This window comes from Rhodococcus sp. IEGM 1379, from assembly GCF_030056815.1.
Taxonomy (GTDB): domain Bacteria; phylum Actinomycetota; class Actinomycetes; order Mycobacteriales; family Mycobacteriaceae; genus Rhodococcus_F.
In genome coordinates this window covers 1-24,555 of sequence record NZ_JASHKR010000039.1, presented here as the reverse complement: position 1 = coordinate 24,555, position 24,555 = coordinate 1, and the positions used below count along the sequence as shown (strand labels likewise).

The window sequence follows — 24,555 nt, the reverse complement described above, 5'->3', positions numbered from 1 at the left end:
TGTGAGCCGCAATGCCTGACCCACAACTGCCAGGTCAGTCGTGTGTACCGCTGAACAGATCGCTCTCACGACCGTCGCCGCCGACTTCACCGAGCGCACCCCGGACGAGAACAAAGTGCTCCACCGGCAGAATCGGTTGCACCACGTTGTTGGAGAGCGCAAATTCGGTGCCACTCGGAGCGACCGTCACCTGGGTCGCGTGCTCGGCGAGAGCTTCGGCCTTGGACTCGAGTACCGCACCAATATCGATCCTGGTGGTGACCTCGGCATCATCGACGCTCGGCAGTTCGCCCGGTTCCGGCAATCGCCACTGCTCGGGGAACTCGGAGATGGACGCGATCCCTCGTTCCAACGAACTGCGTTCGGTCACCGTCCAATACAACTTCTGCGGCGTCCACGGCGGCCCGGCTTCCGGGTAAACGGATGTACCGGCAGCGTCGACCCCAGCGGTGGTGATCATGTTGGCCGCAATGTGGTCGGGATGCCCGTACCCACCGTTGGTGTCGTACGTGATCACGACGTGCGGACGCAGTTCACGGATTACCGCAACCACACCGCGAACAGCATCTTCGGTATCAGCGTTGACAAATGCCCGGGGATTGGCGGCCGACGGGGTATCGATCATTCCGGAATCACGAAAATGACCGGCTCCCAACAAGAATCGAGGAGCATTTACGCCGAGCACCGAGAGCGCAGACGTCAATTCAGCGATCCGGTATCCACCGAGCTGATCCGACTCACCGGCGACGAGACCGGCCCAACGATCACCGATCACCTCACCCTCTTCACCCAGCGTGCAGGTAAGGACAGTAACCTCGACGCCTTCGTCGACGTACCGGGCGATGGTTCCGCCGGTGGTAATCGTCTCGTCGTCGGGGTGTGCGTGTACCAGGAGGAGTCGTTTGGTCTCGATGGTCACTTCTTCACCCTCACCCAGTTGGTGGCATTACCGAAAATTCCGACCTGCACCGGACTGACCAGGGTGACGCCTTCCACCCCGGTTCCCGTGGCAACCAGCGTGCGGTCCTGCGCGATCGGCAATACGGCCGCCAGATCCCACAGTTTCGGTTCGGCATCCGCGATCAAGGCACCGAAGTCTCCTATACCACTCAGGGCTTCGTCGATCCGTGGCTGCAACGACGGATCGCACAGACCCGAGATATTGCTCGGCGCTTCGGAATTGAACTCACGTGCAGTGGTAGGTGTCGGTGTCACCGGGGTGGGCGCCGGAGTTACCGATGCCGCCACGATCGGAACCAGCGGGCAACTGAATCGAGAGGCCAAGGACGTCGCCGGGTCGGCACCGGCACGAACCCAGCCCACCACCATGTCGACGCGTCCCGTCGTAAGTTCCTTGCCGTACAACTCTTCTGCTGGAACAGATTTCACAGTTACTGCAATTCCGACATCCCGTAGCTCGTCGGCAGCGGTGTTCGCTACCGCGATTGCGATATCGTCGTTTTCCGGAGCCCCGACAACCAAAGTAAGGGGCTTACCGTCGCGGACGATGCGTCCGACGGTTCCTCCGACCGGCACGGGGCCGCTCGGCGGCTCCACGACATAGCCCGCCTCCACGAGTTGTTCGACCGACTGCTCGCGGCTCTGCTTGGGTGGCGCAGTGGGTGCGTAGCCCGGGTCGGACGGCGAGAGAATTTGAGCTTTGGCAGGCGCCGAAGCAGACTCACTGCCCGCAGCCACCACAGCAAGGAGATCGGAATCCAGAAGTCCCAGTACGGCTTTCCGGACACGAACATCGGCAAATATGGCACTGCGCCCGTTCACGGTCACATCGAGAGTGCGCGGCACGTAGGTAAAGGCGGTCTGTACTCCCGGAACTGCGGACAGCTGGATCTCGGTGGAGCTACCGGCATGGATCTGCGCGACCTGGGAGTCATCGGTACGCATCGCGTCGGCCACTTGTGCCGCGGTTCCCGCGCGGCGCATCACGATCTGGTCCGGATCCGAGGGCTTGCCCCAAAACCTGTCGTTGCGCTCGAGAACGATCTCGTCGCGGCCGCGGTCGACCGAACGGACGTGGAAATGCGCCCCCGACACCGGGATTCCCTCACTGAGGCCGGTACTGAAGCCGCCGAGGGTGTCTTTGATCAGATGGGACGGAAGAAGATCGGTGAACAGTTCACGCCACGCCGGATAGGCCGCACGCATGACGACGTTCACGGTCTTTCCGCCACCGGAAGACGTCACGTCTTGAATCAGTTGGTACCCGGCAGGATTGACGACTCCGGGAACCGAAATCATCTGCTGCCACAGGTAGCGGAAATCCTCGGCCGCTATCGGCGCACCGTCCGACCACTGTGCCTCGTTACGGAGTTGGTAGCGAATCGTGAACGGCGCCTCGGAGACCACCTCTGCCGACAGTGCGAACGAGTCGTCGAGCATCCACTCGGTCACTCCCGGACGGACAGCCGAGCTGATCGGACGAAAAACGCTGGGCAGCACGAGGTTACCCACTGCCGAGTTGACCGGGGACAGGTCCGCGAGGAGGTGCGGATTGAATCCGTCGCCAACCTCGTCGATGCCGACCGACACCACCTTCATCGCCGGCGTCGTCGGTGCGGGCGTCGGCTTGACCGTCTCGGTGCTCTCGACCGGCGGAGGCGGATCTGCCGTACAAGCAGCCAACGACAATGCCGTCACAGCCACTACCAACGCCAGGTAACGACGTCCACCAACCACAGAAAAATTCCTTCCGTACGAGGTGCAGTGCGCCCCTCTGTCCACGACTCCCAGGCTTGCAAGGTTCCTGGAAACCATGAAGGCGAATGTACCTTTCGCCGGAGGAAGTCCGAGCAAAAGGCACATTCGCCTGTCAGGTTGTTACCAGCGAAAGACTAGAGAGAAGCCTTGTCACGGGACTTGCTACGCGAGCGCTCACGAGCGCGCTCGGTTGCGTTGAGGTGCACCTTGCGGACGCGGACGTCCTCCGGGGTGACCTCGACGCACTCGTCGCCGGAGCAGAATTCCATGGCTGCTTCGAGTTCGAGCTTGATCGGCTTTGCGAGGGTCTCCATCACGTCTGCGGAAGACTGACGCATATTGGTCAGCTTCTTCTCGCGGGTGACGTTGATGTCGAGGTCTTCCTGACGCGGGTTGATGCCCACGACCATGCCCTCGTAGGTGTCGGCGCCGGGCTCGACGAAGAAGGTTCCGCGGTCAGCCAACTGGATCATGGCGAACGGGGTAACCGTGCCGGAGCGGTCCGAAACGAGCGAGCCGGTGTGGCGCGCACGGATCTCGCCGGCCCACGGTGCGTAACCGTGGAAGACAGCGTTGGCGATACCGGTTCCGCGGGTGTCCGTGAGGAATTCCGTACGGAAGCCGATGAGTCCACGCGAAGGAACGATGAACTCCATACGAACCCAGCCTGCGCCGTGGTTCGCCATCTGGACCATCTTGCCCTTGCGGTTTGCGAGGAGCTGGGTGATGGCGCCGAGGTATTCCTCGGGGCTGTCGATGGTCAGCTCTTCGAAAGGCTCGTGGATCTTGCCGTCGACGGTCTGGGTGACCACCTGCGGCTTGCCGACGGTCAGCTCGAAGCCTTCGCGACGCATCTGCTCGACGAGGATGGCGAGTGCGAGCTCTCCACGACCCTGGACCTCCCACGCATCGGGGCGACCGATGTCGAGGACCTTGAGCGAGACGTTACCGACGAGCTCCTGGTCGAGGCGAGCCTTGACCATGCGCGAGGTCAGCTTGTGACCCTTGACGCGGCCGACGAGCGGCGACGTGTTGGTGCCGATCGTGACCGAGATGGCCGGCTGATCGACGGTGATGCGGGGCAGCGGCACCGGGTTGTCGAGATCCGCGAGAGTGTCGCCGATCATGATGTCCGGGAAACCTGCAACAGCACAGATGTCGCCGGCAACAGCAAGTTCTGAGGGAACGCGCTCGACACCGATGGTGGTGAGCAGTTCGGTGATCTTGGTCTTGGTGATGACGGGCTCGCCGTCGACCTCGCGGCACCAGGACACGGTCTGGCCCTTGCGCAGTTCGCCGTTGTGGATACGAACCAGCGCGAGGCGACCGAGGAATGCGGAGGCGTCAAGGTTGGTGACGTGAGCCTGCAGGGGTGCGTCGGCCTTGCCCTTGGGGGCCGGGACGTACTCCATCAGAACCTGGAAAAGTGCTTCGAGGTCTTCGGCGTCGGGCGCATGGCCGTTCTCGGGCTGCACGGTCGAAGCCTTGCCTTCACGACCGGAGGCGTAGAGGACGGGGAGGCCGAGCGCGAGCTCGGCGGCCTCGGCTGCTTCGTCCGAGAGATCGGATGCGAGGTCGAGGAGCAGATCCTGAGCCTCGGCGACAACCTCTTCGATACGCGCGTCGGGACGGTCAGTCTTGTTGACGACCAGGATGACGGGCAGCGAGGCAGCAAGTGCCTTGCGGAGCACGAAGCGGGTCTGAGGAAGCGGGCCCTCGGAAGCGTCGACGAGCAGGACAACACCGTCGACCATGGACAGGCCGCGCTCGACCTCTCCACCGAAGTCGGCGTGGCCGGGGGTGTCGATCACGTTGATGACGGTGATCGAGCCGTCCTCGTTGCGCTTATGTACGGAGGTGTTCTTCGCGAGAATCGTAATTCCCTTCTCGCGCTCGAGGTCTCCTGAGTCCATGACGCGATCGACCAGCTCGGCGCGCTCCTCGAAGGCGCCGGACTGACGAAGCATGGCGTCAACGAGGGTGGTCTTGCCGTGGTCGACGTGTGCGACGATGGCAACGTTACGGAAGCTGGTGGTGGTCACGCGATGGCTCTCCTGGCTGAGTAATTCGGCTGAGTAGATTCGGCCACGCGAAACTCGCACGCACGGCTCTTCTGGTGGCCGCTGTACGAATGTGTGATCCGAGTAGGTGCACGAATCGCCTTGAGAAGGCACCGCGGCCTAGTAAATCCTACTCGCTCTGAGCGCAGACTCGCGCATAGTGCGGTGTCTATCACGGCCCCGACCTGCAGATAGTGATTTACAACACCCTGAATCCATCTGCGGTTACGCCTGGTCAAACACCCCGCTTAAGGGTACGCTAACCTTGTTTGAAGTGCGGTTTCTCCGCCATCTCGACACAGGAAAGCCGCAGCGCCACATGGGTAAAGTCAAGGCAAGCAAAGTCTCACAGCTCAAGCCTAAAAAGAAGTGCTGCCGCAAGAAGACCCGTTGCATCAAATGCCCCGTCGTCATCATGCGCATGAAGAAGCTCGAAAGCGCCGGAGCATCCAAGAAGGAGCTGAAAGCGGGCCTCAAGAAGGCTCGGGCTGCCTGAGCGATCTCAATTCGGCGAGCAGATCCGGGACCCAGGCCTCGTCATTCGCCACCAGATCGAACTTTTCCAAGCTGTCCGCGTCGGCCCACGCGAGTTGCGCGTGATCAAGCGCCTCGGGCTTGCCTTCCGTCATGTCGACGCGATACGCCCGCAACACTCGCCCTTTACCGAGTGCAACATCGACGCCGATCCGGGATCCACACCGAACCTCGACGCCCAGTTCTTCGGCTAATTCTCGCTCCAGGGCTTCCTGCGGCGACTCGAACTCCTCGACCTTCCCGCCCGGCAGCTCCCATTTGCCGGCCAACTCCGGTGGCCGGACTCGCTGTGCCAGCAGCAGTCGGCCGTCGCGGAAGATCGCGCCGGCCACTACTACGTACTCCCTTGCAGGCTCGTCGCTCATGACACCATGATGGAGTATGTCCACCGTGATGTCCGATTCCGAAATTCTCGCAGCCCTCGCCGACCTACCCGAATGGCACCGCACCGGAGATGCCATCTCGCGCACCGTCGAATCCTCGACCTTCCCGGACGCAATCGCGCTCCTGCAAGAGGTCGCCGCCGCTGCCGAGGCCGCCGATCATCACCCCGATATCGATGTCCGCTGGCGAAAAGTCACCTACACACTGTCGACCCATTCGGCTGGAGGTATCACCGAACTCGACGTGAAGTTTGCTCGGAAAATTGATGCTCTCATTCAGAATTTCATGAGCCAATAAGCCCCGAAACTGAATAAGCCGACATAACAGTTGCATCAACATTCACATAGATCACTTCTGCCACAGGTATGGTCGCCGAGAAATCATATCGGGGCCAGTCATGTAATAGACTCCTGCGGGATCCGTAGCTGATCAGAAACTGAACAGCTGTACAACCCGGGGGCTCTGTACATAGAGTGACCCCTCGAGCCGTCAAACGTGGGTGCCCCGGCATCTGCGCAGTATGACCAATGGATGGGGAAACAGTGCTTCGAACCCGAGGTATGCGTAGGGCGTTCACCGCCGTCGCAATTGCCGCAGTAGCAGGACTGGCATTGCCGGCACAGGCGATGGCCGATCCGGCCGCTCCGCCGGCACCAGGAAGTGTGCCGATCGAGTTCCTGGCATCATTTGCCCCCGCCATCATCGGCGCAGCCGCTGGTCCCGTCGATGCCACAGGCAACATGCAGGTCGCCGGCAACCCGCAGGCCGCACTGCTCGACCAGGCACGTGCGATTCTCAATTCCGCAGGACTTCCGCCTGAGCTCAAGGCCACCCTCGAGAAGGTCATCACCTTCCTCGACGGCAGCGGCGGCGGCGGACCGGAAATTCCGAACGAGAACGCACCTGTCATCGCCCAGTTCCTCTACCCGACATTGGGTAAGGGCTGCATCGGCGCGACCGCCGATTCCGTCGGCACCGCCCTCGCTGTTCCCGGCCCGGCGCAACTGCCGCCTCCGGGACCTGCCGCCGGTCAGGCCGGATTTGTCTTCACAGCCCTCGGCACCGCTCCGGCTACCGACGACCAGCCGGTACCGATGACGGTCACGTGGATCAACATCGACAACCAGCGCGGCGCTACCCAGAACCTCACCAACGCTGCTCGCATCAACCCGGACGGCCCCGCCACGTTGTCGGCAATCGCCGACACCGGCCCGGGACGCGTACTGTCCGTGATCAGCGGTTCGCTGACCACACAGCCCGAAGGCGCAGAGCGCATCACGTGCAGTTTCCTGCCGACCGTAGGCATGTTCGCGGTCGCTTGATCTGAACACACGCAACACAAAAGAGGCTCGCCGAATTTCGGCGGGCCTCTTTTGTGCGCTTCCGTGCCGTGATAGACCAAGGAATGGGACATTCACGTTTGGACAGCAAGGGGCATTCACGAAGTAGATCAATTTTGTCGATCCGCTCCGAAGGATCGATTCTCTCGATCGGTAGCGCGTACTCGATCCTCTCGATCGGAAGTGCCTTCTCGGTTCTGTCCGTCGGAAGTATCGGCTCGACCGCGTCATTCCTCAGTTCCGGATCATTCGCCAGCCTGGGCTCGGCATTGTCCGGACTTTCGCGGTGGTCACTGATGTCGTGGCGCGGAAACCATTCGTCTCCGGAGGATCATCCGAAGCTTGTTGTCATTGCGCCCGAACCTGATTCGAGCCTTTCAGGCGCTCAAACCTGATCCGCCGAAATCGGCCGCGGCCAGTCACGGCCTTCGAGTTTTTCCACCGATTGATTGAATTGCCGCAGAAGCTCACTGAGCGCACGCCTCGAGTCCGGCGACCAATCCCCCAGCACCCTTCCGACGCCGACAATCGAATGCTCGCGGTCAGCACGGAGTTTCGACAGACCGGCAATCGTCGGCTGAAATTTCCGAGCCAGACCGCCTTCGGGATCTTCGACGCGCTCAACCAGTCCCTGGCGCCGAAGCGCCCCGATCTGCCGATTGATGGTCGAGATATCCAAAGAGAATGCGCAAGACAATTCTTTGAGGCTCTTGGGATGGTCCAGTTCGAGACGCCCGAGCAGAAGATAGGCGGAACGGTCCAGATGAAGCTCCGCGCGTTGAGCCAGTGCGTGATATCGCGACAACAATGTCAGTTCGTACTCGATATCAACCAATTCACTGTTTCGGTCAGGCGTCGGCCCTTGCACGGCGGTCATATTGTGCAGGATACACATAATGTGTAGCGTGCACACTTAGAGCGGTTCCAGCCGCACAGCCAGGCACCGCCCAATTGCATCGGGAGTTACATGTCCGTTCACGCAGATCCACTGAATGCGGGCACTCATGCCGACCCGGCGCCAACCGTGAAACCGCGACTGATCCTGACAGTCCTGGGACTCTGCGGGATCGTCGTTGCACTGATGCAAACTCTGGTCGTTCCGATCATTCCGCAACTACCGGTCCTGCTCGACGCCTCCCCTTCCGACACTTCGTGGGCCATCACCGCGACGCTCCTCGCCGCCGCCGTGATCACCCCCATCAGCGGTCGACTCGGCGACATGTTCGGCAAGAAACGAATGATCCTGGTCAGCCTCGGTCTGGTTGTCCTCGGCTCCGTCATCTGCGCCCTGGCCCACTCACTCATCGTGCTGGTGATCGGCCGAGCACTCCAAGGGGCATCCGTGGGCGCGATCCCACTGGGCATTGCCATCCTGCGCGACGTTCTGCCACCCAAGAAGGTGGGCGGAGCCATGGCCGTCATGAGTGCCACATTGGGCGTCGGCGGGGCGATTGGCCTACCGGTCGCCGCAATCATCGCTCAGAGCGCCGATTGGCACTACCTGTTCGTCGTATCCGCAATACTCGGATCTGTTTGCATGTTGTCGGTGCACTTCGTCATTCCGGAGTCCACGGTGCGCCGTCCGGGCCGCTTCGACTTCATCGGCGCGCTGGGACTGGCCGCGGCCCTGATTGCACTTCTTCTCCCCATCACCAAGGGCGGAACTTGGGGATGGAGCGATCCGAAGACTCTGGGACTCCTCGCGTCGTCGGCAGTGATCTTTGTTATCTGGGGACTGTGGGAACTACGACTGGATGCGCCACTGGTCAACCTGCGCATCGCCGCCCGGAAACAGATCCTGTTTACAAACCTTGCATCGATATCGGTCGGGTTTGCGATGTACGGAAATTCGCTGTCCTTCCCACAACTTCTGATGGCGCCCAAGGAAACCGGCTACGGAATGGGGCTTTCCATGGTCGCCGCCGGGTTGGCGCTCGCTCCGGGCGGCCTTGTCATGATGGCGCTCTCGCCGGTCTCGGCTCGGCTCTCGATGTGGAAAGGGCCCCGGATCACCTTGACTGTGGGGGGCTTCATCGTCGGACTCGGTTATGCCGTCGCATATTTCGCGACGTCGACCGTCTGGCAGATCGCACTGGCCGGAATGATCATCGGCGCCGGCGTCGGGCTGACATTTTCGTCCATGCCCGCCCTGATCATGGGAGCAGTTCCGATCACCGAATCCGCTGCCGCCAACGGGTTGAACTCACTGATGCGATCGATCGGAACGTCGAGTTCCGCCGCTGTCGTGAGCGTTGTACTGGCCGGCGCCACAATTGTTGTCCACGACCGTGTTTTCCCGACGCTCGACATGTTCAGAGCTACGTTCCTGCTTTCCATCATCGCCGCGGGCGCCACCATGTTGTTCGCGTTGCTGATTCCCAAACGGAAAGCCGCATAAGGGAATCAGCCTCGCGGCGGCGCTAGCTCGACGAGGAACCTTCGATGCTGCCGGTCTGCAACGCGGACAGCATGGAGTAGATGAAGTTGATGAGCAGATCCATGAATAGATTCCTTCCGTGTAAGGGTTCCCGACCCGGCAACGACGGTACCGCACGGTCGGAGTCGGGCGAATCGCCGACGCAACCCAAGAAGAACATGTTCTAATTTGATTCGATTGCCTGCCCCTTGAACGACCGACCAAGGAGTCACACATGGCTTGGACACGCTCAGAACTTGATCGCGCATTCGCGGGGTTCCAGAACACCGTCGTCGAATGCACCCGCAGTGGTGATTGGAATGCGTTTGCCGACATGTTCACCGAAGACGTCGTCTACGTCGAACATGCCTTCGGCACACTGAACGGCCGTGAAGCCGTACGCAAGTGGGTAACTCGCACGATGACCGAGTTTCCGGGAAATCGTATGACGGAGTTCCCCGCCAACTGGCACGTGATCGACGAAGAGCGCGGATGGATCATCGCCGAAATCGATAATCCGATGGAAGATCCGGGCGACGCTTCGACTCACGGTGCCGCAAACATCACGATCCTCCACTACGCGGGCGACGGCTTGTGGTCCCGTGAAGAAGACGCCTACAACCCGATGAACTTTCTTTCGATGACCAAAGCCTGGTGCCTGGCCGCCGAAGCCGCGGGCAACCTCCCGGAGGATGCCCGCGCCTGGTTGGCCAAATTCGGCGCTATGGTGCGATAGATCCGAGAGGTAGCGGAGGTAAGACAGGTAGGACGGATCCGAGTGGCAGGCCGGGAAGAGGCGACCCGGCCAACGACCACTGCCCGTAGTTGACGGCGAGGATCGCATTCAGATCAACGCCTACGCCGTCGACTTGCCGCTTGTCGATCTCGAACTGATGTAGATGCGCCCGGGGGTGTACCCCTGTCGACCCCCAATTGTGTTGCCAGAACCAGGTTCCGATGCCGGCGCCGATCATTGCGTCGATAACTTTTGTATTGCCGTAGATACCGAGGTTCTGATTGCCGATGACCGATGCCCAGCCTTCGAGGTACGGCCGCACCAGGTTCGCCGTCTCCCAAGGACTGGGATTGTCGTCAATGGACGCATAAATGGGCACTCCTGCGGGGCCACCGGCCGCCCGGTGGAGCTCGAGCCCCCGCGCGGCATGGCGCCGGCCGCCTTCGTACTTCTCCCGCCAGTCCGCCGTAGCACCCTTACCGAACTGGTAGCACGACACAACCTGCAATCCGGCCGCAGACAACGCATTGACTTCATTCGCTCGGACCGGCTTGCCGATCATCCAGTTCGCATCCGGACGACGGTCCGATACATAACGGATGGCACCCGCATAGCCTCCCGCGCGGATCGCTTGAGCGGACGGGACTCCGGCCGAGTAGTCGAGAAGCGTTCCCAATGAGCCGGCGTTTGCTACCGACGTGGTTCCACCCAGCGCGGCCAGGCCCACGGCAGCGGACCCCGCGGCCGCGTACTTGAACAGATTCCTTCGTGAAACGTGCACAGTGCTCCGATCAACGGCATGGCTCGCCCAATCTGGGCGAAATGTCGAAATAACCTTTTCGGCTCGATTCCATCACAGTCCCACCGCCCCGTCTGACACTTGCGGAACATCAGCCCCAAATTTCGCAGACCGCTCGGCCCACAGCCTTTGACCGACATAAAGCGGTGCCCCCGAGTCCGAGACTCGGGGGCACCGCTTTGGATCTTCTGTAAGTCTTCTGGACCTACTTCGGCATTACGCCTTCGACGCTTCCGCTGATGAAGTCGAGGAAGCTGAACAGAGCGGAGAAGGCACCGAGGAAGTCTGAGATATCCGAAGAACTAGGCATTGTTATTGCTCCTGTCAGTGATGAACTGTCCGTGATGGCGAGCCGCTGTCTGGCTGCTGGGGATAACAGTAGAGCCCTTCCGTTACTTCTGCGACACCAAATGTGTCCAGTACGTTACATCTTCCTCTCGCCGGAACTACGTCATATGCACAGGTAGCAACCCATCAATGTAACCAAACTGCGACAATACGCCCAGTTCTTTACGGTATCCGAACACGATTTCCGGAAATGGCTATTTTTTGGCAATCTCTTACGATGCGCCAGAATATTGGCAAGCCTTACTTAATTAACTTTCTGACCACGTATCTTGCCTGCCCGCGCGGACCACCGATCACGGAAGGCGTCGACATCCGCGAATTGCGCGCAATCAGTCAGCCATGACGCGCATTCACGAGTTCTTTACGCTCCTGCCGAGGCCACGGAACCCCACTCGGCACCAACCAGACCGGTACGGCTGTGACGCTACTCACACTTATTTCGCGTGGTTTCGATTCGCGTTGCGACAACCACGGGCCACGGGGAGCGGCAGAGTGAGGTCATGAACCGTAAAAAGAAGTCCTGGAGTGAGCTCTCGGCCCGCCAACGACGCATCATCATCGCGATGTTCGCCGTCCAATCAATCCTCGCAGTCTCGGCCTGGGCGGATCTTGCTCGACGCGATCGAGCGACCGTGAACGGCAGCAAAACCACATGGGCTGCGATCATTGCCATCAACTTCGTCGGACCCATCGCCTACTTCCGGCGCGGACGCATTCAGTCGAAGTAATCCCAGAACTGCAGCCATCGAACGGAAGCGAACAGCGCGAGCGTCGCCGCGTAGACACCCAGGACAACAACGGTGCCCCGGGTGTTGGTGCGACGTTTCGCGCCGTCGATCGGGTCCAACCACCGACCGAACCAGCGTGTGGCCGCCGGCATCAGGAACCACGTCATCGCACCGACGCTGACGATCTGGCTCAACCACATCGACAACCACGGTGATGCGCCGAAGTCGTCGAGCACCGGGCCGAGAAACCGCGACAACGTCATGACGGTCGGGTAGAGAACCAGCAGAACGATCATCGCGGTCTTCCAGTTCGGAGTCACGCGAGTGTGCCCGTTCTCGGTACGGAAGATCGTGCCGAACGGTGTCGATCGCACGGTCTCGGTGAAATCCTCGGCCAACTCCGCGCGTAGTTCCGGCAACACCTCGGCCCGTTGCGGCGACCGTATCCACACGGCGAGTTGCTGTTCCGTTCGAAAACGCAGAACCGATTTCCACCGAGTCGCGTCCTGAACCGACCGCAGCAGCAGCGCGCCCTCGTATCCGGAGAAGTGGGAACTCGCGTTGATCAAGAGGTGCTGCGTCCGAAGAAATTCGGTTTGCCTCCCGGCGACAACCGTATGGTCATACACCCCAATTCCCGGCGGCGGCGGAATTCCTTCCACCAGAACAAGATCCGAGCTCTTTGCCAGCACTCCGCGCGCCGCACCGTCTTCCGCGACCTGTGCAAACTCGGGTGAATCAAGCCACCGATGTAGATCTTCGACCCCGGTAAAGGTATGGGAGACTCCGCAATCCGCAGGTCCGGAACCATCACTGACCGAGCTGCCGACGTAGCCTTCCTCCTCCTTGGCCGCGTCGACAGCGCGGGCAATCCACTCCTGGAACGCATCGCCGCTGCCGCTCGCGAAGCGGTGATACGCCGTGACGACAGTCGCGGAACCCGACACGTCAGTCCGAGATCCTGCGACCCTGGACGTAGACCTGGGAGATCGCCGGCTCGCGCATCGCCATCAGCAGGCCGAACAAGGTCTGATCACGCGCCAGGACCGGATCCGGCGAGCGGGTTCCGTGGTTGATCAAACCTTCGAGCGGTGCCCAGCGACTCGGATCGACAACCAGAAAGTCTGCTTCCTTACCGACGTCGAAATTGCCGAAGCGGCTCTCCATGTCCAGCGCGCGAGCCCCGGCCAACGTTCCCGTGAACAGCAGCTCCGCCGGATGCATCGAGATTCCGGCATCACCGACCTCGGAAATGTGCACTTTGAACGCGTCGCCGAGAACCTGCGAGATCAGGCACTCGTCACCGCCGCCGAAGTCCGAACCAATCGCGATGTTGACGCCGGCCGCGACGGTTCGTTTCCACGGCATCGTGCCCGAGCCGAGAAACTGCTGCGACGTCGGGCAATGCGCGATCGATGTCCCCGTCTCCGCCATTCGGGCCAGCTCGGCGTCCTGGCAGTGAACAGAATGCGCCAGAATTGCGCGCGGTCCGAGGAACGACTTTCCGCCGATCTGTGAGCCCGGCAGGAACTTGCCGTCGTACGTGTCGAGGTAGGTGTTCACCTGGTACTGCGCGAGGGTGGTCGCTACCTCACCGGTTCCCGGCCGGTTGTTCTCGTTGAGATGACTGTGGAAATAGACGCCACGTTCCCGAACCTCGTCGTACAACTCCCCCAGGTTCTTCAGGGTCTCCGTCGTGACCGCCAAGGAAAATCGCGGCACGACGGCAACGTGCAGAAGTGCGGTGTCGACATCACCTGTGTCAGTGCCGTGCCAACGTTCGATCTCGGCGCGGGTCAGGCTGATCGCGTCTTCCTCCGACGTGATCAGTGCTGCGGCCGAATCCGGCCCCACCGTCTGGATACCTCGGCCACTGACCACGCGCAGGCCGCGTCGCACAGTTTCTGCGAACAGCGCGTCCTGCGCGTGGGGAAATGCGGAGCCGAAAACCATCGCCGCAGTGGTACCGGTGGCTATCCGTCGCTGACAAAAAGATGCGGCCGCATGAGTGGCAAAATCCGGATCGGCAAAGCGTGATTCGGATGGGAAGACGCAGAGGTCGAGCCACTCGAGTAACTGCCCGCCGCCGTACGCGTCTCCGGCATATACCTGCGGAAAATGAATGTGGGTGTCGACAAATCCGGGGAGCAGGAATCCGGGACGGTGATCGTGCATGTCACCGTGCCGGAACTGCTCGGGCAGATTCTCGTAGTCACCACAGAAGACGACGACGCCATTGTTGTCGAATGCCAGTACGCCGTCCGGAACGGAGACGAGCGCGTCGGCCGCCTTGTCGACGGTCGGGCTACCGGAAATATGAAAGACATGGCCCCGATGCAACTGTGTCACTCATTCAGCAAATCACAGTCGCACCGCCAGCGCTTGGTGGATTTGTCTCGATCAGTTCATGGTTGCGTGCCACACAAAAGCTGCGGCCAGAGCGCCCGCGCCATTCAGTGCCCAGTGCAACGCGATGGGTGCAATCAAACTGCCGCTGCGATGACGCAACCAGGTGAATACCAGTCCCGCTGCCGCGGTCGCGAGAACAGCGCCCAGAATACCGGCAATCTGACCCGCTACACCGTTGCCCAGAAAGCCCGACAATCCGGCGTTACCACTGGTCAACCCCATCGACGACGCGATGTGCCACAGGCCGAACGTCAAAGAGCCCGCCGCCGCGACACCGCGGAATCCACTCACTCGATTCAATGTCCCGTGGAGAACTCCGCGGAAAGCGAGTTCTTCGGGGATCACGGTCTGGAGCGGGATCACGATCATCGACGCGATGATGGCACCGGAGACCGTCGCATACCGATCGGCCATGAAGAAAGGCCTGGTCAACGGAAGCAAAGCACCCACTGTAACTACGGTCAGTACCAGGCCGACTGCAATGAGCGCGTACTTCGATCCGCTCCGGAGATGCTTCGGTGAGAGACCCAACTCGGCCCAGCCCAACCCCCGACGCTTGCTCATAGCCAGGAGCACGAGGGCAGAGATCGGCACCGTCGCGATACTCGCCCACACCGTCGTGAAGTGCGCGATCAAGTTGGTTCCCACCAGCACAGCGATGACCACGGCAATGTCGATGTACGCATGCAGACGCGGAAAGCGCGGAGAAGGAAGATCGAGACCTACAGCAGCAACATTCGGCACGGTTGGAACGCTCATACGCGGACGACACCTACTTCCGCAGCCCACTCGTAAGTAGCCACTGCTGATCCGGCAGCCCGGGCAAACACCGACTGCGTGCCCGTTAGCTGAAAGTTCACTCAGTCCAGTGTACCGACGCTGCAGTGGTGCCCGCCACCCTTTGCGTCGACGCTCACAGCGGTGGGACCACGACATCCGTGACGATCAGGGTGCGCCGGCAGCGGCCGCTCGCTCGAGTTCAGCAACATCGATCTTCTTCATTTTCATCATCGCGTCGACCGCTCGTTGAGCTTTTTCGCGGTCGGGATCCTGCATCAGTTCCAATAGCCGGTTCGGAACAACTTGCCACGACAAACCGAATTTGTCCTTGAGCCAACCGCACGGGCCTTCCTCACCTCCCTCGCTGAGGGCCAACCAGTAGTGGTCGACTTCGGCCTGATCAACACACGGAATCTCGAACGAGACGGCCTCCGAGAAGGTGAACATCGGTCCGCCGTTCAATCCCGTGAACCGCTGCCCGTCCAGTTCGAAACTCACCGTCATCACTGACCCTGCAGGGAGACCGGACGGCGAGCCCTCCCCGTATCTCTCGATTCCGAGGATCTTTCCCTTCCCGAAAACGGAGATGTAGAACTCTGCTGCCTCTTCCGCCTGGGTGTCGAACCACAGGCATGGCGTAATTGTGGGCATGGCTACTCCTTACGTTTGTGTTCGTAGGGATAGACCGCCCGGGCGGCCGAAAATCATCGGACGAGCCGTGGAGGTCTCAGCCCGCCAAAGCCGACTCGAGCAGTGGCCATGAACGGACCAACTCGTCACGCCAGTACGGCCATCCATGTATGCCGACCGGTTGCGCGCTGCGGGTGACGTCGACGCCGTTGTCACGCAGTACCTGCGAAATCTGGTCGGTGCACAGTGTGGAACCGAATTCCATGACACCGCCGACGATCACAACCCGAGCGAGTTCTGGGGTCTCGAGCGTCTCGTGTGGGCCGGGTAGGCCGGTACCCGAAGACAGATACACCTTTGTGCCACGCAACTTGTCGGCGTTGGCGAAGATGTCGTGTTCACGCCACGCCGGGCTGTCGACGGGCCCCCACATCTGCTCCGAAGTAGCCATCCCGTTAATCACGACGAGGTCTGTCAGAGCTTTGCCGAAACCGCCGACCGTCGTATAGCACCCGCTGTAACCCGCCACTGCGTCATAAAGTCCGGGGGCACGCTGAGCAAGCATGAGAGCTGCCTCGGCACCCATCGAGATACCGCCGATCGCATTGCGTCCGTTGGTATTGAACTTCGCGTCGATCAAGGGCGGCAATTCCTTGGTCAAGAAGGTTTCCCACTTGAGCCGGCCGAACTTCGGGTGATCTTCCTGCCAGTCCGTGTACATGGTTCCGGTGCCGCCGATCGGAAGAACCACAAAGGCGTTCTTGTCGGCAAAGAACGGAACGACGTTTCCGGCAGTAGGGTCGATCCAGTTACTGTCGTCGGTTCTTCCCGAATTTCCGTCGAGTAAATACAGCGTCCCCTGCGGAACCGACGTATCCGACGGCGAAAGCACCTTCACTTGCACCGTGCGCTGCATCGCCGGACTCGCGACATCAAGAAGTAGAACGCCCGACGATAGTTCTACGACACTCGTAATTTCGGGCGCGGACTGAGCCGACACCGAACTTGCCGGCAACGACTCGCCGGCCGCGATCGTCGGCGTTGCCAGGATCGGAACGCCGGCAACCAAGCACGAGAGCGCCAGCGCAGATCGCACTGCACTTCTTCTCCGTAGGTCCATGTATCCGTCCTTGACAACTCGATCGCGTGGCGATGATCAGGAAATCACGAAAACGGCCCATGCGCATGCACATGGGCCGTTTCGCAGATTACTTAAAGCGTGGGCTGCGGGTTGCCGCTCAGTGCCAGCAGAATGTTGAAGAATTCAGTCCCGATTGCGCTGGAACCGGTGGTCAGGATCTTGACGATGTCGAGCGAGCCCATAAGAAGTCCTTTGTCGAATGGCGCATTACATGCGCACAGGGAAACTGTTGATTACAGAACCGCTGGTGATCGAAACACAGTTGTTCGGAAACACTGTTGTTCGGAAACACTGTTGTTCGGAAACACAGGGGTCCGGCAAACGAGCTAGGCGCCGAAGCTACCGAGATTGGTCTCGATCGAGCCCAAGAAGGACGCGAAAAGCTTGTCCCCAACAAAGAGGGAACCAAGTCCGCCGAGTGCAGCTCCAAGTACCGATTCCATTGAACCCATAGCGAATCTCCTAAAGTCGGTGGCCAACTGCCGTGAGGTCACGGGGCACTCGAGAGCACCTGTGGCAGCTGCAAACTTTGTAATCTATCCGTGACCCGAGTCACATTAACAATGCAAACGACCCGTTCGCAAGCAATTCCGAACACACGGTTTCTATTTCGACCATTGCGGTCAAATTTCGGAAAAATTCCATTCATATCCATTCCAGTCCGGAAAAATTGCATTGAATCAAGCTTCGGCGCTGATTTTGATTGGCTATCGGATAGTAATATTTTGAAATTCCCTTGCGACCCACCAGTAATCATTGCGACTCACCAGTAAGCAGTCAGATACAGGAAATTTACTACTTTCATCAATCCGCAGGAACGAATCAGCAATGTTGCTGCCAGGATGCGAAGTCACTGCATGTGGTCGACACCTCCCCGTGACCTTGTCCGAATCGACCGGCCAACCACTGGCCTATCACCGTGAACCGACGAGCGCACCCGCCCCGCGTGTTCGCGGAAAACCCCCAACGATAACCTGAACAGGTCCTTCGCACGCCCCCTTGTTCAGGAGAAATGATGGCCGACTTCCTCTATGAGGACCTGTTGCCGATCGGTGAAGACACCACCGAGTACCGACTACTCACCACCGAAGGGGTGTCGACGGTCGAAGGCCCGGACGGCCGGACCTTCCTCCAGGTTGAGCCCGAAGCGATGCGTCTGCTGACGGAAACGGCACTGCACGACATCAATCACTACCTGCGTACCGACCACCTGACGCAGTTGGCGAGCATCCTCGACGATCCCGAGGCATCCAACAACGACAAGTTCGTTGCCCTCGATCTCCTGAAGAATGCAAACATCGCCGCTGCCGGCGTGCTTCCGATGTGCCAGGACACCGGCACCGCCATCGTCATGGGCAAGCGTGGACAGCACGTTCTCACTCCCGGTGACGACGAGCAGTCCATCGCCCGCGGTGTGTACGACGCCTATACGCGTCTGAACCTGCGTTACTCGCAGAACGCCCCCATCACGATGTGGGACGAGAAGAACACCGGCAACAACCTGCCCGCACAGATCGAGCTGTACGCCGATACTGCTGCCGGACATGAGAACTCGTACAAGTTCCTGTTCATGGCCAAGGGTGGCGGCAGCGCCAACAAGTCCTACCTGTACCAGGAAACCAAAGCGATCCTGAACCCCGACTCGATGATGCAGTTCCTCGAGGGCAAGATCCGCTCACTCGGCACCGCAGCGTGCCCGCCGTACCACCTCGCAATCGTTGTCGGCGGTACATCGGCCGAGTTCGCGATGAAGACGGCCAAGTACGCCTCCGCGCACTACCTCGACGAACTGCCCACCGAAGGCGCCATCACCGGCCGCGGTTTCCGCGATCACGAACTCGAGAAGAAGGTCTTCGAGCTCACGCAGAAGATCGGCATCGGCGCACAGTTCGGCGGCAAGTACTTCTGCCACGACGTCCGCGTCGTACGTCTCCCCCGCCACGGTGCCTCGCTGCCCGTCGCCATTGCCGTGTCCTGCTCCGCAGACCGTCAGGCGAAGGCCAAGATCACGCCCGAGGGCATTTTCCTCGAACAGCTCGAATTCAACCCGGGCCGCTTCCTTCCTGAGGTGACCGACGCGCAGCTCGACGCCGAGACCGACGGAATCTCCGGAACCGGTAAGGGCGCAGCGGTCAAAATCGACCTCAACAAGCCGATGGCCGAGATCCTCGCAGAGCTGTCCAAGCACCCGGTGAAGACCCGACTTGCTTTGACCGGGCCGCTGGTCGTAGCCCGCGATATCGCGCACTCCAAGATCAAAGAGAACCTCGACGCCGGCGAAGAAATGCCGCAGTACCTCAAGGACCACCCGGTGTACTACGCCGGTCCTGCCAAGACCCCCGACGGTATGGCATCCGGCTCGTTCGGTCCCACCACCGCCGGCCGCATGGACTCTTACGTCGAGCAGTTCCAGGCAGCTGGTGGCTCGATGATCATGCTGGCCAAGGGAAACCGCTCCAAGCAGGTCACCGATGCGTGCAACACGCACGGCGGTTTCTACCTCGGATCAATTGGCGGACCCGCCGCTCGCTTGGCCCTCGACTGTATCAAGAAGGTCGACGTCCTCGAGTACGCCGAACTGGGCATGGAAGCTGTCTGGAAGATCGACGTGGAAGACTTCCCGGCATTCATCGTCGTCGACGATAAGGGCAACGACTTCTTTGCTCACACCGGTGAAGTGACCCTGACGATCGGTAAGCGTCCCGGTCTCTGACCCCTCGATACCGAAGAGCCCCGGCGAATTCCGATTCGCCGGGGCTCTTTTGTATCAGGACTGGATAACCTCTACGAGGTCCAGAGAACTGCCACGAACACTGTCACGATGGACAGTCCACCAACGGCGTGCACCAGATTCGGGTTGGGCTGCCCCTTGTTCTGCTTGGCCCTCGTGATCTCGGCCAAGGCAACGATGACCAGTGAAAGGACAAACTTCACTGCGATCTTCGCGTGGATGTAGTTCTTATCCAGCGCGCCTTCACCCAGTCCGACGATGATCAGGCCGGAGATGAACTGGATACGCGCTCCCCAGACCATGACCTCGGTGATCGACGGAGCCTTGAGAACCATGAAATAACTACCGACCAACGCAGCCATACCGAGTAGATGAATCAACACAAAGATGTTGTAAAGAAATGACATAGGTGAACTGTAGTGTCTAGTTTGCGAAGCACTGACTGAACCGAGTAAATCTCACTCGAGAATTCCCGCGTCAAGCGCAGCAGCGCGATACTTAGCGGCCAAAGTATCCACAGTCTCGTGTGCATTGAGTCCACTCGGATTGGGCACGATCCACAAGCCCGCCCCTTCAAAATCCTGGTCCTGCCGACCAGCCTTGGCCTTCTTGTCGCCGAAAGCCGTTCGATAGGCAGTGATTCCGGCAAAGGCAACCACCACCGGCTTGGTTTCCTTCACGACCTGATGCACCCGAACTCCACCCACCGCTAATTCTTCGGCAGTGAGTTCATCCGCCCGCGCCGTCGCCCGCACCGCCAGGTTGGTGATACCCACACCCCGATCGATCAGGTGTTGCTTGTCTTCGTCGGACATCCCGTCGGAGGGATTGATCTCCCGCTCGATAATGCCCGCTCGGAGCAACGCTGGATAGAACCGATTACCCGGCCGGGCGAAATGCGCACCCGTCGCCGCAGTCCACAATCCCGGATTGATCCCGACAAACAGCAATCGGCAACCAGGACCGATCAGGTCATCGATCTCGGCGTCGCGATACGACTCCAACTCCGCCCGCGTGAATCCCATAGCGCCAGTAGATCAGACCGTCAGGAAAAGGCGTTCCGGACCTCGTCGATCGAGTCGTGCATCAGCTTTTCGTAGAGATCGATATCGGGGATCGACGACGGACTGGTGGTGATGCTGATCGTCACCGTATCCCCGATTCCGTGCACTCCATGCGTCAGTGACATGACTGGCGACAAACTCGGGAATCCAGCGGTGAATCGCACAACGCCGCCGCCGAGCACCAGGTCCGCAGCGCCGCGCGCCACACTCGAAACGACGGTATTTCCTGTCACCGCTTCGGGTATCGCCGTGAAATCGTATTGCTGCACACCCCAACGGATGAGCGGTCCCGGAACGGCTTCCATCGCCAGATCTGATGCCGCGCTGGATGGGTGAGCCGCTCGCGCTCGACGCTCCGCCATCGATTCCTTGATGCGCTCGGCACGCTCACGCAGGTCTGGAACCTCAGGGAAGAGACCGACTCCAGCGTTGCGGAAGTGGTTGCGGGATTTCGGCTTTCCGTCCTTCGCAATGGTCACCTCAGCGCCCAACTCCGGCGGAACAGAACCGTCCACTGCGGTCAGATAGTTGGTCATGGCAACGGAGATTGCCGTCATGGCTCCTACAGTGACGGAGACTCCGTCAGCCCGGAAATCTGCCGCGTCGCGCACCACCATCCGCACCAGTCGGTGTGGCCCCGGCGCGATGTTCGATCGGACCTTGGTCCGGTTGGGAGCTTGGGGCGCAACAACTTCAGCTGCTGTGTCGGCTTCCAATTGTAGTTGCGCCTCATGTCCGGCGCGGCCGTCACGGAAGAGTCGGAAGATCTGGCCCGGAAGCCGCAATGCTGCGCGCACAAGCACTTGCGCCGAACTGGTCGAGCGGGTGTCGATGATTTCGAGCGGCAGTGCGTCCTGCGAAAAGAGTGTGCGGGCAATTGCCGTGGCACGTTTACCGTCGGCCAATGAATGAGCCACCTGCAGAACAGCAATCAATGCCGGTCCGTCGCAACGCGGTGCGCCGCGCACACCTTCGAACAAATGCAACAGCCACGGTGTTGCACGCGGATTGACGTGATTCTCGAGGAGCACCTCGATCGAGTTGATGCACTGATCCCACGACAGCTCAGCAAGCTTGTGCGTCACCACCAACGCTTGCGTGACCGGCATCGGTTCCCACAGGGGGTAGTCCAGATGCCATGGCACCTCACGAATGCGCACGCAAAGATCGGGCATGGTCGACGCACGTTCGAGCAGCGCACGCCTGATGTCTTCGATGGACTCCGATTGCCCCTCGAAGCAATACAGTAGGAGTTGATCGTTGGGGATCTTCTCCGAAATCCAGAAGGTTTGGGCGTCGGTGGGCGTCATCCGTAACACCCGGGAGACGGTACCACCGGGCGCGTCAGCCCTTTTCGGCCACAGCTTTCAGCTGTGCAAGACCCTTCTCGAAATCTTTGCCCACCATTTTGTCCATGCTGAAAATGAACCCGAAGGCCTTGAAGAAGAAGTTCTTCTTTCCGGTCATTCTCCACGTCACGGCCACATTCTCACCCTGCGGTTCCAGCAGGAATGTCGTGACGTTCTGCGCTTTGAACGGTTTGAGGAACGAAAGATCCAACACCACACGCTCGTTCGGAACAGATTCCGTAATCGACATCGATCCGGAACCTGCCTTCTTGTTTCCGGACCAGGCGTACGACGCTCCGACCCCCGAATCCGGCCCCGCGTAGGTGCGCTGCATCGCCGGGTCGAGGCCTTCCCACGGTGACCACTGCGTCCACTGATGGAAATCGTTGATCAACGCAAAGATCTTGGACGTGTCCGCGTTGACCACCGTGCTGCGTTCGACAAGAAATTCGTTGGAACTCATGCCTTTCGCTCCTGCACCTTTTTGCGAACGAACAGCACTGGCAGAACCAAGGTTGCGACGGCCGTCACGAGCCACACGAGGACTGTTGCCATAATCCACGTCGAGACACCCGTGATGGACAGGCTCGCGAAAATCGATGCTAAGAGCAGCGCGACGAACGTCGATACCAATCCGATTCCGCCGAGAAATGCCGGCGCATGACGCTTGGCCATCTTGGCGATGAACGGTGCCAAAACCGACTGCGCAATTGCAAAGATCACGACCACGGTGATGAAACCCGAGACGCTTACCGTGAAGCCCGACAACAATGCCGTCGCTACCAGAAGTCCGACGGCCGAGGACCCCAGGAAGATCGCGGCGCGAATCAGAAAGCTAATCATTGACCGATCCTATATGCCGGATATAGCTCGCGACAGATTACAACCCGAGCGAATTCTGAACTTCTCGTAGTGTTTCCGCTGAGGCACGCAGTCCCGCATTCTCCCCGGCTGACAGAGGCAGTTCGAGTACCCGGCCGGCGCCCGCGCCGCCCACGAGAGTCGGTAGAGATAGACACACTCCGTCGAGTCCGTGTACTCCATCCTGAAGTGTCGAGATCGAGAGAACCCGCTGCTCGTCCCGCAGTACAACTTCGGCCATGAAAGCACTCGACAGCCCAATCGCCAGATTGGTCGCACCTTTGCCCGCGATAATCTCGTACGCACTCTGCACTACGGCCGTCGCTATCCCCTCCCGGGTTTCGGCATCGAGAACGTTTCCGGAAGGACCCACGAAATCCGTTGCCGGAACGCCACCGATCGTGGCGCTCGACCACACCGGAATCTCCGAATCTCCGTGCTCGCCGACGACAAAAGCGTGAACATTCTCGACTGCGACCCCCAATTTCGACGCCATCAGAAAACGCAGTCGCGCGGTGTCCAAAACTGTTCCCGAACCGAAAATACGGCCGGCGTACGACGGACCGGCGGCGTGAACTGCCGCAAACGTCACCACGTCTACCGGATTGCTGACAAAGAGGATGACTGCGTCGGGACAGACGGCAAGCAGTTGCTCGGTCAGTGTTTGCGCGATCTCCACGTTGACCGCTGCCAGCTCAAGGCGCGACTGCCCCGGTTTCTGTTTGGCGCCGGCCGTGACGATCACCAGGTCGGAGCCTGCGGTGACCGCGATATCGTCGCCGCCGTCGACCACACAGGGCGGAGTGAACTGCGTGCCGTGGTTGAGGTCGAGGACTTCTGCCCGCACCTTGGCTGCATTCGTGTCGTAGAGCGCCAGAACATCCGCAGATCCGCGGATCAGGCATGCGTACGCGATGGCGGTGCCGACGCTTCCGGCGCCGACGATGGAGACCTTCTTCTTCCGAGAGCGATGTGCCGTCGTCATACCCTCGATCGTGCGCGCTTTGTCACGATTTCGCAGCGTGTACGGATTGCCAGCGTCCTCTCAGGCTTTCAATGTGGACCTCTCAGAATCGCCAGGAACGATGGCAATCATGGCTGACGTAACAGTTCTTGCAATCGGCGGCACCGGAGAATCCCATCCCGGCGACGACCGCACCCGTGTGGTGGGCTTGCTGAGTGCTGTCACCGATGAGCTCGACGATCGCTTCGTGGCCCAGTGGGTCGGTTACCCCGCGTCGTACGGTCCGGTTGCGGACGGCGGCTCGAGCTTCCGGCACAGCACTGAAATGGGAGTGAAAGCGCTGCTGACCGCGATCTCCAAGATCAATGGACCCGTCATGCTCATCGGATATTCGCAAGGGTGCACGGTCATTCGCGCTGCCCTGCCAAAATTTAACGGCCGCAACATCATCGGTGTGGGGTTAATCTCCGATCCGCAACAACCGGCCGGCGTGCTCGCCGGTTGCGAAGGCCACGGAGTCGCCGGAATAGGCCCGGATGTTCCGCCGTGGATTCCGGTTCAGT

At 60.3% G+C, this 24,555-nt stretch carries 28 protein-coding genes; 9 read left to right on the top strand and 19 right to left on the bottom strand.

The genetic code is table 11. The features are described from left to right. Positions 1 to 34 precede the first annotated feature (34 nt). The 3 genes from mshB to typA all read right to left on the bottom strand — a co-directional run bounded on the left by mshB (position 35) and on the right by typA (position 4,760). Entirely contained in the window at positions 35 to 919 is an 885-nt protein-coding gene (mshB, locus tag QM600_RS19265; protein ID WP_502943031.1) for an N-acetyl-1-D-myo-inositol-2-amino-2-deoxy-alpha-D-glucopyranoside deacetylase, read from the bottom strand. Beyond that, positions 916 to 2,697 (bottom strand): ABC transporter family substrate-binding protein, encoded by a 1,782-nt coding sequence (locus QM600_RS19260; RefSeq protein WP_283263135.1) that lies wholly within the window; start codon positions 2,695 to 2,697, stop codon positions 916 to 918. Before QM600_RS19260 ends, mshB begins: the two co-directional genes overlap by 4 nt. Positions 2,698 to 2,852: 155 nt before the next feature. Next, entirely contained in the window at positions 2,853 to 4,760 is a 1,908-nt protein-coding gene (typA, locus tag QM600_RS19255) for a translational GTPase TypA (RefSeq protein ID WP_243620464.1), read from the bottom strand. A 337-nt stretch (positions 4,761 to 5,097) separates the two neighbouring features. On the opposite strand from typA, the gene QM600_RS19250 reads away from it, so the two are divergent. Continuing rightward, on the top strand, positions 5,098 to 5,274 hold the full coding sequence (locus QM600_RS19250; protein ID WP_094275203.1) for a hypothetical protein: 177 nt from the start codon (positions 5,098 to 5,100) through the stop codon (positions 5,272 to 5,274). Here the strand turns inward: QM600_RS19250 and QM600_RS19245 are convergent. Then, on the bottom strand, positions 5,252 to 5,677 hold the full coding sequence (locus QM600_RS19245) for an NUDIX domain-containing protein (protein WP_283263134.1): 426 nt from the start codon (positions 5,675 to 5,677) through the stop codon (positions 5,252 to 5,254). The two genes, QM600_RS19250 and QM600_RS19245, sit on opposite strands and share 23 nt — an antisense overlap. Positions 5,678 to 5,693: 16 nt before the next feature. On the opposite strand from QM600_RS19245, the gene QM600_RS19240 reads away from it, so the two are divergent. The 3 genes from QM600_RS19240 (at position 5,694) to QM600_RS19230 (ending at position 7,431) form a co-directional block, all read left to right on the top strand. Beyond that, positions 5,694 to 5,993, top strand: coding sequence for a 4a-hydroxytetrahydrobiopterin dehydratase (locus QM600_RS19240; RefSeq protein ID WP_283263133.1), 300 nt, complete (start codon positions 5,694 to 5,696; stop codon positions 5,991 to 5,993). A gap of 263 nt (positions 5,994 to 6,256) precedes the next feature. After that, positions 6,257 to 7,018, top strand: a complete 762-nt coding sequence (locus QM600_RS19235) for an Rv1157c family protein (protein WP_283263153.1) — start codon at positions 6,257 to 6,259, stop codon at positions 7,016 to 7,018. A gap of 83 nt (positions 7,019 to 7,101) precedes the next feature. Further along, positions 7,102 to 7,431 carry a hypothetical protein gene (locus tag QM600_RS19230; RefSeq protein WP_283263131.1) on the top strand — a complete coding sequence of 110 codons (330 nt, stop codon included), beginning with the start codon at positions 7,102 to 7,104 and terminating at the stop codon, positions 7,429 to 7,431. Here QM600_RS19230 and QM600_RS19225 read toward each other — a convergent pair. Further along, a complete protein-coding gene (locus tag QM600_RS19225) occupies positions 7,422 to 7,913 on the bottom strand; it encodes a MarR family winged helix-turn-helix transcriptional regulator (RefSeq protein ID WP_283263130.1) in 492 nt (163 codons plus the stop codon). The two genes, QM600_RS19230 and QM600_RS19225, sit on opposite strands and share 10 nt — an antisense overlap. A 90-nt stretch (positions 7,914 to 8,003) precedes the next feature. Here QM600_RS19225 and QM600_RS19220 point away from each other — a divergent pair, with 90 nt between their 5' ends. Then, entirely contained in the window at positions 8,004 to 9,434 is a 1,431-nt protein-coding gene (locus tag QM600_RS19220; RefSeq protein WP_283263129.1) for an MFS transporter, read from the top strand. Between the two features lie 22 nt (positions 9,435 to 9,456). On the opposite strand, the gene QM600_RS19215 is transcribed toward QM600_RS19220, so the two are convergent. After that, positions 9,457 to 9,633: a hypothetical protein gene (locus QM600_RS19215; RefSeq protein ID WP_283263128.1), complete on the bottom strand. Its 177-nt coding sequence runs from the start codon at positions 9,631 to 9,633 to the stop codon at positions 9,457 to 9,459. Positions 9,634 to 9,687: 54 nt separating this feature from the next. Between QM600_RS19215 and QM600_RS19210 the strand changes: the two genes are divergently transcribed. Next, on the top strand, positions 9,688 to 10,188 hold the full coding sequence (locus tag QM600_RS19210; RefSeq protein ID WP_283263127.1) for a nuclear transport factor 2 family protein: 501 nt from the start codon (positions 9,688 to 9,690) through the stop codon (positions 10,186 to 10,188). Here the strand turns inward: QM600_RS19210 and QM600_RS19205 are convergent. Then, positions 10,175 to 10,969, bottom strand: a complete 795-nt coding sequence (locus tag QM600_RS19205) for a DUF1906 domain-containing protein (protein ID WP_283263126.1) — start codon at positions 10,967 to 10,969, stop codon at positions 10,175 to 10,177. The two genes, QM600_RS19210 and QM600_RS19205, sit on opposite strands and share 14 nt — an antisense overlap. An 866-nt stretch (positions 10,970 to 11,835) precedes the next feature. Between QM600_RS19205 and QM600_RS19200 the strand changes: the two genes are divergently transcribed. Beyond that, on the top strand, positions 11,836 to 12,063 hold the full coding sequence (locus QM600_RS19200) for a PLD nuclease N-terminal domain-containing protein (RefSeq protein WP_283263125.1): 228 nt from the start codon (positions 11,836 to 11,838) through the stop codon (positions 12,061 to 12,063). Here the strand turns inward: QM600_RS19200 and QM600_RS19195 are convergent. The 6 genes from QM600_RS19195 to QM600_RS19170 form a co-directional block, all read right to left on the bottom strand. Then, entirely contained in the window at positions 12,051 to 13,010 is a 960-nt protein-coding gene (locus tag QM600_RS19195) for a putative antibiotic biosynthesis monooxygenase (protein ID WP_283263124.1), read from the bottom strand. The genes QM600_RS19200 and QM600_RS19195 overlap by 13 nt on opposite strands. Position 13,011: 1 nt before the next feature. After that, the gene (locus tag QM600_RS19190; RefSeq protein ID WP_283263123.1) at positions 13,012 to 14,412 is read right to left on the bottom strand and encodes an amidohydrolase family protein; all 1,401 of its coding nucleotides are present in this window, start codon (positions 14,410 to 14,412) and stop codon (positions 13,012 to 13,014) included. 51 nt (positions 14,413 to 14,463) lie between these two features. Next, positions 14,464 to 15,231, bottom strand: a complete 768-nt coding sequence (locus QM600_RS19185) for a CPBP family intramembrane glutamic endopeptidase (protein ID WP_283263122.1) — start codon at positions 15,229 to 15,231, stop codon at positions 14,464 to 14,466. 186 nt (positions 15,232 to 15,417) lie between these two features. Continuing rightward, the gene (locus QM600_RS19180) at positions 15,418 to 15,903 is read right to left on the bottom strand and encodes a VOC family protein (RefSeq protein WP_283263121.1); all 486 of its coding nucleotides are present in this window, start codon (positions 15,901 to 15,903) and stop codon (positions 15,418 to 15,420) included. 76 nt (positions 15,904 to 15,979) lie between these two features. Then, the gene (locus QM600_RS19175; RefSeq protein ID WP_283263120.1) at positions 15,980 to 16,978 is read right to left on the bottom strand and encodes an alpha/beta hydrolase; all 999 of its coding nucleotides are present in this window, start codon (positions 16,976 to 16,978) and stop codon (positions 15,980 to 15,982) included. Positions 16,979 to 17,349: 371 nt separating this feature from the next. Then, positions 17,350 to 17,475 (bottom strand): hypothetical protein, encoded by a 126-nt coding sequence (locus QM600_RS19170; protein WP_283263119.1) that lies wholly within the window; start codon positions 17,473 to 17,475, stop codon positions 17,350 to 17,352. A 563-nt stretch (positions 17,476 to 18,038) separates the two neighbouring features. On the opposite strand from QM600_RS19170, the gene QM600_RS19165 reads away from it, so the two are divergent. Next, on the top strand, positions 18,039 to 19,736 hold the full coding sequence (locus tag QM600_RS19165) for a fumarate hydratase (protein WP_283263118.1): 1,698 nt from the start codon (positions 18,039 to 18,041) through the stop codon (positions 19,734 to 19,736). A 71-nt stretch (positions 19,737 to 19,807) separates the two neighbouring features. On the opposite strand, the gene QM600_RS19160 is transcribed toward QM600_RS19165, so the two are convergent. Genes QM600_RS19160 through QM600_RS19135 form a run of 6 tightly spaced genes read right to left on the bottom strand, consistent with a single transcriptional unit; the run spans position 19,808 to position 24,013 of the window. Then, complete coding sequence (locus QM600_RS19160) at positions 19,808 to 20,161, bottom strand: hypothetical protein (RefSeq protein WP_283263117.1); 354 nt, start codon at positions 20,159 to 20,161, stop codon at positions 19,808 to 19,810. Between the two features lie 51 nt (positions 20,162 to 20,212). Then, positions 20,213 to 20,779 (bottom strand): mismatch-specific DNA-glycosylase, encoded by a 567-nt coding sequence (locus tag QM600_RS19155; protein WP_283263115.1) that lies wholly within the window; start codon positions 20,777 to 20,779, stop codon positions 20,213 to 20,215. Positions 20,780 to 20,799: 20 nt separating this feature from the next. Continuing rightward, entirely contained in the window at positions 20,800 to 22,128 is a 1,329-nt protein-coding gene (locus tag QM600_RS19150) for a WS/DGAT domain-containing protein (RefSeq protein WP_283263114.1), read from the bottom strand. Positions 22,129 to 22,162: 34 nt separating this feature from the next. Further along, positions 22,163 to 22,630: an SRPBCC family protein gene (locus tag QM600_RS19145; RefSeq protein WP_283263113.1), complete on the bottom strand. Its 468-nt coding sequence runs from the start codon at positions 22,628 to 22,630 to the stop codon at positions 22,163 to 22,165. Further along, positions 22,627 to 23,010 (bottom strand): phage holin family protein, encoded by a 384-nt coding sequence (locus tag QM600_RS19140; protein ID WP_283263112.1) that lies wholly within the window; start codon positions 23,008 to 23,010, stop codon positions 22,627 to 22,629. Before QM600_RS19140 ends, QM600_RS19145 begins: the two co-directional genes overlap by 4 nt. Before the next feature lie 37 nt (positions 23,011 to 23,047). Then, on the bottom strand, positions 23,048 to 24,013 hold the full coding sequence (locus QM600_RS19135; protein WP_283263111.1) for an L-lactate dehydrogenase: 966 nt from the start codon (positions 24,011 to 24,013) through the stop codon (positions 23,048 to 23,050). A gap of 109 nt (positions 24,014 to 24,122) precedes the next feature. Here QM600_RS19135 and QM600_RS19130 point away from each other — a divergent pair. Further along, positions 24,123 to 24,555 (top strand): PE-PPE domain-containing protein (locus tag QM600_RS19130; RefSeq protein ID WP_283263109.1); only part of this gene is annotated, 433 nt, incomplete at its 3' end.